The organism is Pseudomonas sp. GW821-FHT09C09, from assembly GCF_059418105.1.
Genome location: NZ_JBWKPF010000003.1, coordinates 456286 through 469780 on the forward strand (window position 1 = coordinate 456286; position 13495 = coordinate 469780).

The window sequence follows — 13495 nt, forward strand, 5'->3', positions numbered from 1 at the left end:
CCGCCTCGTATCTTGCCAGACTAGCCGCGGTTCCAGTTGTCCGGGTTCGGCCGCTGAACAAAGTGGTTCAAAAAAGAAAAATTTGGAGCATGACGCATGAAGGCATTAGGTAAAAAGCTTGCTGGCAAGACTCTTCTGGCCCTGTCCGTCGCGGGCATGATGGCGGGCGCGGTTCACGCGGACGACAAAGTGCTGCACGTCTACAACTGGTCCGACTACATCGCTCCGGACACTATCGCGAACTTCGAGAAAGAGTCGGGGATCAAGGTCGTCTACGACGTATTCGATTCCAACGAAACCCTGGAAGCCAAGCTGCTGGCGGGCAAGTCCGGCTACGACGTGGTCGTGCCGTCCAACAACTTCCTGGCCAAGCAGATCAAGGCCGGCGTGTACCAGGAACTGGATCGCTCCAAGCTGCCTAACTGGAAGAACCTGAACCAGGACCTGCTCAAGGCCGTGTCGGTCAGCGACCCGGACAACAAGCACGCCTTCCCGTACATGTGGGGTTCGATCGGCATCGGCTATAACCCGGAGAAGGTCAAGGCTGCGCTGGGCGTCGACAAGATCGATTCCTGGGACGTGCTGCTGAAGCCGGAAAACATCGCCAAGCTCAAGGGCTGCGGCGTGAGCTTCCTCGATTCGCCGACCGAGATGCTGCCGGTCGCGCTGCACTACCTGGGCCTGCCAACCGACTCCCAGAAGAAAGAAGACATCAAGAAAGCCGAGGACCTGTTCCTCAAGATTCGTCCTTCGATCACCTACTTCCACTCCTCCAAGTACATCTCGGACCTGGCCAACGGCAACATCTGCGTAGCGGTCGGCTACTCGGGTGACGTGCAGCAGGCCAAGTCCCGTGCCGCCGAGGCCGGTGACAAGGTGAAAGTCAGCTACGCCATTCCGAAGGAAGGCGCTGGCAGCTTCTTCGACATGGTCGCCATTCCGAAGGATGCCGAAAACGTGGAAGGCGCCTACAAGTTCATGACCTTCCTGCAGAAGCCTGAAGTCATGGCCGGCATCACCAACGCCGTACGTTTCCCGAACGGTAACGCTGCTGCAACACCACTGGTAGAGAAAGACATCACCAGCGATCCAGGCATCTACCCGCCAGCCGACGTGCAGGCCAAGCTGTATGCCATCGCCGATCTGCCGGCGGCAACCCAGCGTGAAATGACGCGCAGCTGGACCAAGATCAAATCCGGCAAATAAGCCGGTTTGAAGCCGCAACCGCTGGCCGTCGCCTTCACCCGGGCGGCCAGCGGTGCAATTAAATGACAGAAAGTTTTGCTGGAACGGTTTTTCGAGGGTAAGTTGCGCGCCGGTTTTGTTGCCGGGCAACCGTGACTGTCATGCAGCGCGGGGCAACTTGGGCCCAACTAAATTAGAGGACCTCCACTTGCCTATTTTTTCTTCTTTGCGCAATGCCCTGCTGGCCGCTGCCGGCCTGACGTTCGCTGTCGGTGCCCAAGCCGCCGGTACTGTGCATATTTATAACTGGTCGGATTACATCGGTGAGACCACCCTGGCCGATTTCCAGAAAGAAACCGGGATCAAGCCGGTCTACGACGTGTTCGATTCCAACGAAACCCTGGAAGGCAAACTGCTCGCCGGGCGTACCGGCTACGACGTGGTCGTGCCGTCGAACCACTTCCTTGGCAAGCAGATCAAGGCGGGCGCGTTCCAGAAGCTCGACAAGGCGCAACTGACGAACTACGCCAATCTCGACCCGGTGCTGCTCAAGCGCCTGGAACAGAACGACCCGGGCAACCAGTACGCCGTGCCGTACCTGTGGGGCACCAACGGCATCGGCTACAACGTCGACAAAGTCAAAGCCGTGCTCGGCGTCGACAAGATCGATTCCTGGAGCGTGCTGTTCGAACCCGAGAACATCAAGAAGCTGCACAGCTGCGGCGTGGCGTTCCTCGATTCGGCCGATGAAATGATGCCGACCGTGCTCAACTACATGGGCCTGAACGCCAACAGCACCGATCCCAAGGATTACGAGAAAGCCACGGCCAAATTGCTGGCGGTGCGCCCTTACGTGACCTACTTCCACTCCTCGAAATACATCGGCGACCTGGCCAACGGCGACATCTGCGTGGCCATCGGTTTCTCCGGCGACATCTTCCAGGCCAAGCACCGTGCCGAAGAAGCCAAGAAGGGCGTCAACATCGCCTACGCCATCCCGAAAGAGGGCGGCGCCCTCTGGTTCGACATGCTGGCGATTCCGAAGGATTCGGCCAACGTCAAAGAGGCCCACGCCTTCATCAACTATTTGCTGAAACCTGAGGTGATTGCCCAGGTCAGTGATTACGTCGGTTACGCCAACCCCAACCCGGGTTCGGACAAGCTGATGGAGCAGTCCATCCGCACCGACGAAGCGGTTTATCCACCGCAGGCCGTCCTCGACAAGACCTATGTGTCGATCGAGTTGCCACCGAATATTCAGCGTTTGATGACCCGCAGCTGGACCAAGGTCAAGTCGGGTAAATAACGCGCAAACCATCCTGGGTTCGTCTTGCGTGGGCGAACTGCACTCTTTTTTTTCTGGGAGTTTCGTAAATGGCAGTTGCCTCCGGCGCCTATAAGAAAGCCCTCGAGGGCGACCAGACACCGAAACAGGTGCTGGTTAAAATCGACCGGGTCACGAAGAAGTTCGACGAGACGGTTGCCGTGGACGATGTGTCCCTGGAAATCAAGAAGGGCGAGATCTTCGCCCTGCTCGGCGGTTCGGGATCGGGCAAATCCACTCTGCTGCGGATGCTGGCAGGGTTCGAACGGCCCACGGAGGGGCGCATTTTCCTCGACGGCGTCGACATCACCGACATGCCGCCGTACGAGCGACCGATCAACATGATGTTCCAGTCCTACGCCCTGTTCCCGCACATGACCGTGGCGCAGAACATCGCCTTCGGTTTGAAGCAGGACAAGATCCCGGCAGCCGAGATCGACGCCCGTGTGGCCGAGATGCTCAAGCTGGTGCAGATGAGCCAGTACGCCAAGCGCAAGCCGCACCAGTTGTCCGGCGGCCAGCGTCAGCGTGTGGCGCTGGCACGCTCGCTGGCCAAGAGGCCGAAGCTGTTGCTGCTCGACGAGCCGATGGGCGCACTGGACAAGAAACTGCGTTCGCAGATGCAGCTGGAACTGGTTGAGATCATCGAGCGCGTCGGTGTGACCTGCGTGATGGTGACCCACGATCAGGAAGAGGCCATGACCATGGCCGAGCGCATCGCGATCATGCACCTGGGCTGGATCGCCCAGATCGGAAGCCCGATCGACATCTACGAAACCCCGACCAGCCGTCTGGTCTGCGAATTCATCGGCAACGTGAACATCTTCGAAGGCGAAGTGATCGACGACGCCGAAGGTCACGCGACCATCACCTGCAAGGACCTCGACCGGCAGATCTACGTCGGCCACGGCATCAGCACCTCGGTGCAGGACAAGTCCGTGACCTACGCGATCCGTCCGGAGAAGCTGCTGGTCACCGCCGAAATGCCGACCTGCGAATACAACTGGTCCAGCGGCAAGGTGCACGACATCGCCTACCTCGGCGGGCACTCGGTGTTCTACGTCGAATTGCCGAGCGGCAAGCTGGTGCAGTCGTTCGTGGCCAACGCCGAGCGCCGTGGCGCACGTCCGACCTGGGGCGATCAGGTGTACGTGTACTGGGAAGATGACAGCGGCGTGGTACTTCGCTCATGAACATGCGCAAATTCAAACGCCGGCTCAATCGAATAATTCCCGGTGGCCGCCAACTGGTCATCGGGGTGCCGTTCATCTGGCTGTTCCTGTTCTTCATGCTGCCGTTCTTCATCGTTCTGAAGATCAGCTTCGCCGAAGCGGACGTGGCCATCCCGCCGTACACCGAGATCTACACCTACGCCGAGCAGAAGCTGCAGTTGCTGCTGAACCTGGGCAACTACGCGATGCTCGGAGACGACGAACTGTACATCTCGGCGTACCTCGGTTCGCTGAAGATGGCGTTCTTCAGCACGCTGCTGTGCCTGCTGATCGGCTACCCGATGGCCTACGCCATCGCCAGCGCCCGCAAGGAAGTGCAGACGGTGCTGGTGCTGCTGATCATGATGCCGACCTGGACCGCGATCCTGATCCGCGTCTATGCGTGGATGGGCATCCTCAGCAACAACGGCCTGCTCAACGGTTTCCTGATGAGCATGGGCTTGATTGACGAGCCGCTGCAGATCCTCAACACCAACCTCGCGGTGTACATCGGCGTCGTCTATTCGTACCTGCCGTTCATGATCCTGCCGCTGTACGCCAACCTGGTGAAGCACGACACCAGCCTGCTGGAAGCCGCGTCCGACCTGGGTTCGAGCACCTTCAACAGCTTCTGGAAAATCACTGTTCCGCTGTCCAAGAACGGGATCATCGCCGGCTGTATGCTGGTGTTCATCCCGGTGGTGGGCGAGTTCGTGATCCCGGAACTGCTCGGCGGTCCGGAAACCCTGATGATCGGTAAAGTGCTCTGGCAAGAGTTCTTCAACAACCGTGACTGGCCGGTGGCGTCCGCCCTGGCGGTGGTGATGCTGGCGATCCTGATCGTGCCGATCATCCTGTTCAACCGCAGTCAGGCCAAGGAAATGGAGGGTAAAGAATGAAGCGCTTCCGTTTCTCCAGCCTGATGCTGGTGCTCGGCCTGTTGTTCATCTACCTGCCGATGCTGATCCTGGTGATCTACTCGTTCAACGCCTCGAAGCTGGTGACAGTATGGGGCGGCTGGTCGATCAAGTGGTACGTCGGCCTGCTCGACAACACCCAGTTGATGGGCTCGGTGGTGCGCTCGCTGGAAATCGCCTGCTACACCGCCGTCGCGGCAGTGGCGCTGGGTACGCTGGCGGCATTCGTGCTGACCCGCATCACCCGTTTCAAGGGCCGTACGCTGTTCGGTGGCCTGGTCACCGCGCCGCTGGTAATGCCCGAGGTGATTACCGGTCTGTCGCTGTTGCTGCTGTTCGTAGCCATGGCACAGATGATCGGCTGGCCCCAGGAGCGTGGCATCGTCACCATCTGGATCGCCCACACCACGTTCTGTGCGGCGTATGTGGCGGTGGTGGTGTCGGCGCGTCTGCGTGAACTGGACCTGTCGATCGAAGAGGCGGCGATGGACCTGGGCGCGCGGCCGTGGAAGGTGTTCTTCCTGATCACCATCCCGATGATCGCGCCGTCGCTGGCAGCGGGCGGCATGATGTCGTTCGCCCTGTCGCTGGACGACCTGGTGCTGGCGAGCTTCGTGTCCGGCCCGGGTTCGACGACCCTGCCGATGGAGGTGTTCTCGGCGGTGCGTCTGGGCGTGAAGCCTGAGATCAACGCCGTGGCCAGCCTGATTCTGCTGGCGGTGTCGCTGGTGACCTTCATGGTCTGGTTCTTCAGCCGCCGTGCCGAAGAGTCGCGCCGCAAGGCGATCCAGCAAGCCATCGAAGAAGGCGCTGCCGATTCGTGGAAACAACCGGACGTGCGCCGGGCGCAGACGCCGGAAGCGGCTTAAGTCTGCAAACACAAAAAACCTCGCGACCGGTAACGGCCGCGAGGTTTTTTTATGCCCGTCAGGAAACCCAGGGCGACTGGCGAATGACCTCGACGAAATTCATCGGCTTGAACCCCGGCGCCTGATCCTTCAGCACGTCGGTCTTCACATTGCCGAACGTGGTCTGCGGACGATGACGCAAGCCGTCGGCAAACGCGCAGATGATGCACTCCTTGAAACCCTCGCCCCGTGGATGCGCATGCACCACCGCCTCGCGCTGCACCGTGGTGAACGCCGCGTAGTCCATGCCCAGTACATCCATCTCGACACCCGCCGTCACCAGCGCCACGGTCGGACGCAGATGCTTCGGTACGCCCGGCGTGGTGTGCAGGGCGATCGACAGCCAGACCTGTTCGATGTCGTCGTCGCTCAACCCGTAGGGCTTGAGAAACGCCACTGCCGCGTTGGCGCCATCGACTTCGAAGCGCTCGTCATCGCTGCGGTGACCTTCGACCAGACCCAGATCGTGAAACATCGCGCCGACGTACAGCAGCTCCGGATCGTAGGCCAGTTGCCGGCGTTCGCCGCTCAAGGCGCCGAACAGAAACACCCGGCGCGAGTGGTGGTAAAGCAGGTCGGATTCGATGTCGCGGATGTATTCGGTGGTGGCCCGGGCGAGGGCGCTGTTGGGGATCTTGATACCGGCGATGGTCGTGGTCATGTTGAGCTTCCTCGTCGAAAAACGCCGTCACGGCGCTGATGGAGAAAGTCTGTTCCCGGGGGTAAAACCGGACAATCGATCCATGGCTGCGATCCTTGCCATTTCACCTGCAAATCGTGCCAGCTCGCTTCTGCGGCGCGGATTGGCTAGGGTTGGCGCTGATCCACCATTACCAGGGAGCCGACATCACCATGAACAGAACCGTCGCCATCGTGGTGTTCCCCGGCGTGCAGGCGCTGGACGTCAGCGGGCCCATGGATGTGTTCGCCGAGGCCAATCGTTTCCTGGCGCCGGAGGATCATTACCGGCTCGAGGTGATTGGTGTCGAGCGCGGGCCGATGGCGTGTTCCAACGGGCTGACCCTGAGTGCGCATCGACATTTCAGCGACGTGCGGGAAGCTTATGACTTGCTGCTGGTGGCCGGCGGGCCGCAGTTGCCGTTCCTGGATTTCGGCGAGGCGTTCGATGCGTGGTTGCGCGAGGCCTGCGGGCGGGCGCGGCGATTCGGTTCGATCTGCAACGGCGCGTTCATGCTCGCTCGTGCCGGGTTGCTGGACGGGCGCACGGTCACCACTCACTGGAATGACGCCGAGGCGCTGGCGCAGTTGTGCCCGTCCAGTCGGGTCGAAGCTGACCGGCTGTACGTCGAGGATGACCAGCTCTACACCTCGGCGGGTGTGACGGCGGGGATCGATCTGTCGCTGTACCTGCTGGCGCGTGATTACGGAGCCGAAGTGGCGCTGAGCGTGGCCAAGCGGCTGGTGGTGTTTACTCAGCGCTCGGGTGGGCAGTCGCAATTCAGCCCGTTCCTCACGCCCCACGCCGAACCGACGTCGGCGGTGGCGATGGTGCAGTTGTATGTGCTGGCCAACCTCACCGGCGACCTGACCATCGCCGACCTGGCGAATGCCGCGAACATGAGTGCGCGGAATTTCTCCCGGGTGTTTGCCCGGGAGGCGAAAGTCACCCCGGCGGAGTTCGTCGAACGGGCGCGGGTGGATGCGGCGCGGGTGATGCTCGAAAGCACCACTGCGCCGCTGAAGACCGTGGCGTATCAATGCGGGTTTCGTGATGCGCAACATATGCGCAGCGTGTTCAACCGGAGGCTGGGGGTGACGCCGCAGCAGTTTCGGTTGAATTTTGCGGCGATGGTTTGAGCGGCGCTTATTGCGCCGCTCGCGCCGGCAACAGCTTCAAGGTGCTGCGCGTATTCGCCGTCACCTCTTCATCACTGAAATGCGCCTGCACATACATCCCGTCCACATACGCCTCCGCCTGATCGTCATAGTGGCTGTCGAACGGCACGCCGCTCTGGCCGACCGGGTTGATGGTCAGGCTGTGGGCAGGATCAGCGAAGTCCACCAGCCGCCGTGTCGACGGCCCATAGGTCACCGGCCACGGCGCCGGGCCGATCTTCGCCGAGAGGTTATTCGGTACTTCATGGGAGCCGGGTGCGGCGAATGGGCCGACATTGAAAATCCGGTCCAGCGGTTTCTGCTGCCCCAGCGGATGACCATGGGTCAGCGTGTGTGCCTTGCCCCATTGCCAGCCGGAGGCATCGTCGCCGAGGGTCTGTTTCAGGTGCGTGATGCTGGCCTGCCACGCGTTGCGCACGGTGTCGGCGCGGGTTTCCTTGCCCGGGGTATTGCGATTGTCCCACCACGGTGAGTCGGCGTTCGCCGCCAGTCGCGGCAGCGCTGCGTCGAGCACCCGGGTCGACAGCAAGGTCTCGAACATTTCGTTGCCCAGCTCATCGCGCATCGCCGCGTCGGCCAGGTCGTAGAGGAACTGGTTGAACACCGTGGCGCTGACCGAATCCAGCGGGTAGTCGCCTTGCCACTGCGCCAGTTGTTCGACCAGTTTCAGCTGTGCCGGGTCGGTCACCACTTCACGCAATACCGGCAACAGCGGCGCCAGCACGCGCGGGCCATAGCCGGTGGTGGTGCCCAGTTGCAGCTTCTGGTTGGCTTCGTTGTCCCACTTCACGTTCTTTTCGGCGAGCTGGCGGTTGAGCTGCTGGCCGCGGTCGGCGAGGTTGTAGTAACCGGGAATCTCCATGCCGGTCGGCGACACGGGCTGGAAGTTCGCCGAGACGATATAGCCCCGCGCCGGGTTCTCTTCCTGCGGGTTGGCGCTGAACGGGAAGTAGCCGTCCTTGTCCGCCTGATTGCTGCTGCCGTCGAGGATGAATTCGGGTTTGACCCCGGCCGGCCGCTTGGGCAGCAGCGCCGAGGCCCACCAGGCGATATCGCCCTTGGCGTTGGCGTAGACGATGTTCAGCCCCGGTGCCTGCACCTTGGCCGCTGCGGCGCGGGCCTTGGCCAGGGTGTCGGCGCGGTTGAGCTGGTAGAAACCTTCGAGGATCGGGTTCGGCGTTTCGAGGAACGCCCACCACATCGCAATCGGGGTTTTCCCGGCGGCGCTGCCGAGGGCGTCGTTGACGATCGGCCCGTGGGGCGACTGGCGCAGGGTGATAGTCACCGGCGCCTGGCCTTTCACCGCGATCTGCTGCTCGGTGCTGACCATGTCCGTCCACTGGCCGTGGTACCAGACCTGGTTCGGGTTGTCCGGATTGACCTTCTCGGCGATCAGGTCCAGGTCATCGTTCTGGAACATGGTCAGGCTCCAGCCGAAATCCAGGTTGTGCCCCAGAAACGCAAACGGCACCAGCGCCTGATGATGGCCGTAAAGTTCAAAACCCGGAGCCGACAGCTGCGCTTCGTACCACACCGACGGCACCGAGAAGCGGATGTGCGGATCGCCGGCCAACAATGCCTTGCCGCCCTTGCTGCGACTGCCGGCAATCACCCAGGCGTTGCTGCCCTCGAACTGCGGCAAGCCGTTGTCGATCAGCGCCTGTTCGCTGAGGCGGGCGAGGGCGTTCAAGTCTTTCCAGTCATCGGCAGCGAGGGCCGGCGCGGTTCCGGCGCGGCCCTTGGCGAGCACGCCCTTGGGCTGCCAGTCGAGGTCGAAGACGTTGAGGTAGTCGGCGCCGAGCTGATCGCGCACGTAGGTCAGCAACGGTTCGGTGCGAAACGCGGCGGCGAAGCTGTAGGCCATGTAGCCGGCGACGCTGATGGTGTCTTCGGCAGTGAACGGCCGCTTGGGGATGCCCAGCACGTCGAACTCGACGGGGGCGGCGTGCGAGTCCTGATATTGGTTGATACCGTCCAGATAAGCTTGCAGGGCCTTCCACGCCGGTGACTGCTTGTCGAGGCCGGCCACGTAACTGGCGGCGCGTTCACGAATGCGCAGGCTGCGGAACAACTTGTCGGTGTCGAGCAGTTTCGGCCCGAGCACTTCCGCCAGTTCGCCCCGAGCCAGACGGCGCATGGCTTCCATCTGGAACAGTCGGTCCTGAGCGTGCACGTAGCCGAGGGCGCGATAGAGGTCGGTTTCGTTTTCGGCACGGATGTGCGGCACGCCGCGCTCGTCGTAACGCACGGTCACCGAGCCTTGCAGGTTGCGCAACTCCACCTGGCCCTGACGCGTCGGTTGCTTGCTGTACACGTACCAGCCGCCGGCGGCGAGCAGGACAACGATGAGCAAGGCAAGAACGGTGAAGACGCGTTTCATGGTGACTCCTTGTGCATTCGGGATTGCCGCCCGTCGGGCTGCAAACAATTAGCACACGCCTCGTGTGCCGTGCATCGCTGTCCTTGAAATGTCCGGAATGCCTTACTTCGTCTCCACCGGCCACGGGCAGTAGCAACCGACCGCGAGCGTGTGGGTGGCATTCACCGGACGATCATCGCTCAACGCCTGCAGGATCGGTTCGATAAAACTGTTGCTGGAGTTACAGGTCAGCCCTTCGCTGTAAGGCCCGAAGTACGCCAGTTTGCCGCTGCGGTCCCAGATCGCCACGGCCGGGCTGGCGGGGATCTGTTCGGAGCCGGGCAGCACCGCGATGGTTTTCAGGTTGCTGAGGGTGGCGGGCAACTGGCCGTGGCTGCCGGCCTTCTGCACGGCGAAGAACTCAACGCCCTTGGGGCCGAACTGTTCGACCATTTCGGTCAGGTGCTGTTGATTGCCGACATTGCACGGGCAGGCCGGGTCCCAGAAATGCACCAGGCGGATATTGCCGGGGCCGGCGAGGTCGTCGGGCAGGCGCAGCGGGTCGCCGGAAAACACCGCGGTGTGTTCGCTGAACGCCCGCAGATAGCGGCCCTGAAACCAGTCGTACGCGGCCCACAGCACACCGGCACACACGATGGCGAGCAGGCTGGCAAACAGTGCGGTGCGGTAGGGCGGGCGCATGGTTTTCGGTCCTCGAGAGCGCGCTAGCTTGCCATGCTTGCTTCTACAGATGAATATCGCAGGTCGATAAAGTCTGTTTACCGTTCTGGAATTGCCCATGTCTGTTGCTTTCGATCCCGATCATCTGCGCGCAAGCCTCAAGCCGTTGGCCGAGTGGCAGCCGTTGTCCGAGGAGGCGAAGGCGTATCAGCGGTTCTACCAGACCGACTTCCCGGAGCGCGATGTCTGGCGCGGCATGGGTCGCTTCGACGTCGATGGTTATGAACTCGTCAGCCATTGCTGGTGGCCGGCGGAAACGGCCAAGGCCACGCTGTTTCTGGTGCACGGTTTTTATGACCACACCGGCCTCTACCGGCATGTGATCGAGTGGGCACTGGATCTGGGGTTTGCGGTGATTGCCTGTGACTTGCCCGGGCATGGCCTGTCGAGCGGGCCACGGGCGAGCATCCGCGATTTCTCCGAGTATCAGGATGCGCTGCAGGGGTTGTTCGCCGAGGCGCGCTCGATTGCGTTGCCGCAGCCGTGGCACCTGTGCGGGCAAAGCACCGGCGGGGCGATCATTGTCGATCACGTGCTCAATCACGGTGAGAACAGCCCGGCCCAGGGCCAGTTGATTTTGCTGGCGCCGCTGGTGCGCCCACGGGCCTGGGGCTGGTCGCAGTTCAGTTATTACCTGTTGCGGCCCTTCGTCCGGGGCATCGCCCGGCGTTTCAGCGAGAACTCCAACGACCCAAACTTCCTGCCGTTCCTGCAGGCCGATCCGTTGCAGCCCAAGCGCCTGCCAACGGCGTGGGTCGGGGCGCTGTCACGCTGGATCAAACGGGTGGAATACGCGAAGAAAAGTCCGCGCCGGCCGCTGATCGTCCAGGGTCAGGCAGACATGACCGTGGACTGGCAGCACAACCTGCAAGTGATGAAATGGAAGTTCGACCGGCCGCAGATTCTGCTGCTGGCCGAGGCGCGGCATCACCTGGCCAATGAAACGGCAGAGATGCGCGAGGAGTATTTCGAGTTCTTGAACAAGCGGATCAAGGGCCGCAATCCCTAGATCACTGACTGAGGTTCGAGGTGCTCTGGCCGACGGCCAGCCCGGCACGAATCGCCGCCAGCGCGGCCTGATAGTAGGCCTTGCCCTCGGTGGACTCGGCAAAGGTCGCGAACTCTTCCAGCTCTTCATCCGACAGATCGCGATAAACGTACAGCAGTGTGTTGTTCAGGTCGGCGCCGATCTGATCCATCAGGCGCTGACGTTGACCGTTCAACATGCCCTGGGCCTGACCGCCACCGAGCAGGCCGGGAATCATCGAACTCAGGCTGTCCGCCGCCACGCCGGCAATCGCCAGGCTGACTTCGGCGCCGGCTTCGCGGGCGGGCAGGGCCTGGGCGAGGTGGCCGATGATCAGCAGGCGGCTGTCGCTGGCCGGCATCTTCGGCAGGCCCTTGGCATTTTTCGCCAATTGATCGCGACGGGTCGCCAACAGTTCGGCGGCAACGATCTTCTTGCCCAGCGGTGACTGAAAGAACGACAGGGCCGGTTTCGGATCCGCGAGGTTCTTGCGCAGTTGCGCTTCGGCGCGTTGATCCACGGCCTGCGGAGCAAAGCGCTGATTGCTGTTGTTCACCAGCGCCTGAAACACCGCCGGCGGCAGGCTGCTCTGGTAACGCTGTTGCGCGGCGCTCAGGGCGTCATTGAAATGCGCACGTTGGTCCGGCCAGCCGGCGACCTTGTACAACTGGTCGTGGCCGTCTGCCCAGGCGGGCAAAACGCAGAACATCAACAGTGAAAAAAGCAAACGGCGCATAGGGACTCCTGTCGGCAGCGGACTATTCTCCGTGCGGTGCCAGTACTTGTCGAGAATTCGTATCAAGCCGCCGCGTGGCTCTGTCGGAATTCTTGCCGCAGGCATACTATGCGCGCCATGCAAATATCCTCTGAACACCCGCTGCTGTTACGTATCGTCGACGACCTGGCCGAGCGTGGCTGGTCGCAGCAGAACATATTCCTGCCTGCGGATCTGACCCGCGCGCTGGCCGCCGAGTGCCGTAAACGTGAGGCCGAAGGTGAACTGGCACCGGCGGGCGTCGGACGCGGGCCGTTTTCGGAGGTCCGCGAGGGCATTCGCGGCGACCATATCCAATGGATCGATCCCGGTCAGGCCGAGGCCAGCGACCGTTATCTGAACCTGATGGACAGCCTGCGCGAGGCGCTCAATCGGGGACTGTTCCTCGGTCTGGAAGACTTCGAATGCCATTTCGCCCTGTACCCGCCCGGTGCGTTCTACCGCAAGCATGTCGACCGTTTCCGCGACGATGACCGGCGCATGGTCTCGGCGGTGATCTACCTCAACGATGGCTGGCTGCCGGAGGATGGCGGACAACTGCGCATGTATCTGGATGGTGATCGGGTCCATGACGTGCAACCCACCGGCGGTTGTCTGGTGGTGTTCCTCTCCGGTGAAGTGCCCCACGAAGTGTTGCCGGCGCAACGCGAGCGCTTGTCGTTGACCGGCTGGTTTCGCCGTCGCGGCAACGAGCCGTTCTGAGATGCAGAAGATCCTCGTCAGTCGCTGCCTGCTCGGCCATCGCGTGCGTTACGACGGTGGGGCCAGCGGGCCGTTCGATCTGCTGGAACAGTGGATCAGTGAGGGACGCGTCGTACCGTTGTGCCCGGAGGTGGCCGGCGGCTTGCCGACGCCTCGGGCGGCGGCGGAGATTCCGGGCGGGCAGGGCAGTGAAGTGCTCGATGGCCTTGCAGCGGTGATCACCACCGAAGGCGAGGACGTCAGTGCGCAGTTTCTCGACGGCGCCCGCCAGGCGCTGGAGCTGGTGCAGAAACACGGAATTCGCGTGGCGGTGCTCAAGGCCAACAGTCCGTCGTGCGGGAATCTGCTGACTTATGACGGGACGTTCAGTGGGGTGAAGGTGAGTGGCGAGGGGGTGACTGCTGCGTTGCTGAAGCGCCATGGGGTGCAGGTCTTCAGCGAACTCGAACTGCCGCAGGCTGCACAAGCGCTCAAGGCACTCGAGTAGAC

The 13495-nt window shown here is 62.1% G+C and carries 13 protein-coding genes; 9 read left to right on the plus strand and 4 right to left on the minus strand.

The window, feature by feature from the left end:
* The first annotated feature begins 96 nt into the window (after positions 1-96).
* From AC07NR_RS11830 to AC07NR_RS11850, 5 genes are all read left to right on the plus strand, one after another.
* Positions 97-1206, plus strand: a complete 1110-nt coding sequence (locus AC07NR_RS11830; RefSeq protein ID WP_085708996.1) for a polyamine ABC transporter substrate-binding protein — start codon at positions 97-99, stop codon at positions 1204-1206.
* Positions 1207-1393: 187 nt separating this feature from the next.
* Complete coding sequence (locus tag AC07NR_RS11835; protein WP_085708997.1) at positions 1394-2491, plus strand: polyamine ABC transporter substrate-binding protein; 1098 nt, start codon at positions 1394-1396, stop codon at positions 2489-2491.
* Positions 2492-2559: 68 nt separating this feature from the next.
* The gene (locus AC07NR_RS11840; RefSeq protein ID WP_085708998.1) at positions 2560-3702 is read left to right on the plus strand and encodes an ABC transporter ATP-binding protein; all 1143 of its coding nucleotides are present in this window, start codon (positions 2560-2562) and stop codon (positions 3700-3702) included.
* 35 nt (positions 3703-3737) lie between these two features.
* Positions 3738-4619: an ABC transporter permease subunit gene (locus AC07NR_RS11845; protein WP_170931574.1), complete on the plus strand. Its 882-nt coding sequence runs from the start codon at positions 3738-3740 to the stop codon at positions 4617-4619.
* On the plus strand, positions 4616-5506 hold the full coding sequence (locus AC07NR_RS11850) for an ABC transporter permease subunit (protein WP_085709000.1): 891 nt from the start codon (positions 4616-4618) through the stop codon (positions 5504-5506). Before AC07NR_RS11845 ends, AC07NR_RS11850 begins: the two co-directional genes overlap by 4 nt.
* 58 nt (positions 5507-5564) lie before the next feature.
* On the opposite strand, the gene AC07NR_RS11855 is transcribed toward AC07NR_RS11850, so the two are convergent.
* Complete coding sequence (locus tag AC07NR_RS11855) at positions 5565-6206, minus strand: HD domain-containing protein (protein ID WP_495078618.1); 642 nt, start codon at positions 6204-6206, stop codon at positions 5565-5567.
* A 191-nt stretch (positions 6207-6397) separates the two neighbouring features.
* On the opposite strand from AC07NR_RS11855, the gene AC07NR_RS11860 reads away from it, so the two are divergent.
* Positions 6398-7363 (plus strand): GlxA family transcriptional regulator, encoded by a 966-nt coding sequence (locus tag AC07NR_RS11860; protein ID WP_305834387.1) that lies wholly within the window; start codon positions 6398-6400, stop codon positions 7361-7363.
* Between the two features lie 7 nt (positions 7364-7370).
* On the opposite strand, the gene AC07NR_RS11865 is transcribed toward AC07NR_RS11860, so the two are convergent.
* Positions 7371-9782 (minus strand): penicillin acylase family protein, encoded by a 2412-nt coding sequence (locus AC07NR_RS11865; RefSeq protein ID WP_423204503.1) that lies wholly within the window; start codon positions 9780-9782, stop codon positions 7371-7373.
* Between the two features lie 102 nt (positions 9783-9884).
* Positions 9885-10463 (minus strand): DUF6436 domain-containing protein, encoded by a 579-nt coding sequence (locus AC07NR_RS11870; RefSeq protein ID WP_114886176.1) that lies wholly within the window; start codon positions 10461-10463, stop codon positions 9885-9887.
* A gap of 97 nt (positions 10464-10560) precedes the next feature.
* Between AC07NR_RS11870 and bipL the strand changes: the two genes are divergently transcribed.
* Positions 10561-11511, plus strand: coding sequence for a phospholipase BipL (gene bipL, locus AC07NR_RS11875; RefSeq protein WP_495078619.1), 951 nt, complete (start codon positions 10561-10563; stop codon positions 11509-11511).
* Between the two features lies 1 nt (position 11512).
* Here bipL and AC07NR_RS11880 read toward each other — a convergent pair whose 3' ends face one another.
* Positions 11513-12265 (minus strand): DUF2059 domain-containing protein, encoded by a 753-nt coding sequence (locus AC07NR_RS11880; RefSeq protein ID WP_085731514.1) that lies wholly within the window; start codon positions 12263-12265, stop codon positions 11513-11515.
* 108 nt (positions 12266-12373) lie between these two features.
* Here AC07NR_RS11880 and AC07NR_RS11885 point away from each other — a divergent pair, with 108 nt between their 5' ends.
* Positions 12374-13006, plus strand: coding sequence for a 2OG-Fe(II) oxygenase (locus AC07NR_RS11885; RefSeq protein WP_192552516.1), 633 nt, complete (start codon positions 12374-12376; stop codon positions 13004-13006).
* Between the two features lies 1 nt (position 13007).
* On the plus strand, positions 13008-13493 hold the full coding sequence (locus AC07NR_RS11890) for a 2-thiouracil desulfurase family protein (RefSeq protein WP_495078620.1): 486 nt from the start codon (positions 13008-13010) through the stop codon (positions 13491-13493).
* Positions 13494-13495 lie beyond the last annotated feature (2 nt).

Excerpts from the sequence above, each read along its gene's own strand:
- AC07NR_RS11830 (WP_085708996.1), top strand. The coding sequence starts at position 97 with ATGAAGGCATTAGGTAAAAAGCTTGCTGGCAAGACTCTTCTGGCCCTG.
- AC07NR_RS11840 (WP_085708998.1), top strand. The coding sequence starts at position 2,560 with ATGGCAGTTGCCTCCGGCGCCTATAAGAAAGCCCTCGAGGGCGACCAG.
- AC07NR_RS11850 (WP_085709000.1), top strand. The coding sequence starts at position 4,616 with ATGAAGCGCTTCCGTTTCTCCAGCCTGATGCTGGTGCTCGGCCTGTTG.
- AC07NR_RS11855 (WP_495078618.1), bottom strand. The coding sequence starts at position 6,206 with ATGACCACGACCATCGCCGGTATCAAGATCCCCAACAGCGCCCTCGCC.
- AC07NR_RS11860 (WP_305834387.1), top strand. The coding sequence starts at position 6,398 with ATGAACAGAACCGTCGCCATCGTGGTGTTCCCCGGCGTGCAGGCGCTG.
- AC07NR_RS11865 (WP_423204503.1), bottom strand. The coding sequence starts at position 9,782 with ATGAAACGCGTCTTCACCGTTCTTGCCTTGCTCATCGTTGTCCTGCTC.
- AC07NR_RS11870 (WP_114886176.1), bottom strand. The coding sequence starts at position 10,463 with ATGCGCCCGCCCTACCGCACCGCACTGTTTGCCAGCCTGCTCGCCATC.
- bipL (WP_495078619.1), top strand. The coding sequence starts at position 10,561 with ATGTCTGTTGCTTTCGATCCCGATCATCTGCGCGCAAGCCTCAAGCCG.
- AC07NR_RS11880 (WP_085731514.1), bottom strand. The coding sequence starts at position 12,265 with ATGCGCCGTTTGCTTTTTTCACTGTTGATGTTCTGCGTTTTGCCCGCC.
- AC07NR_RS11885 (WP_192552516.1), top strand. The coding sequence starts at position 12,374 with ATGCGCGCCATGCAAATATCCTCTGAACACCCGCTGCTGTTACGTATC.
- AC07NR_RS11890 (WP_495078620.1), top strand. The coding sequence starts at position 13,008 with ATGCAGAAGATCCTCGTCAGTCGCTGCCTGCTCGGCCATCGCGTGCGT.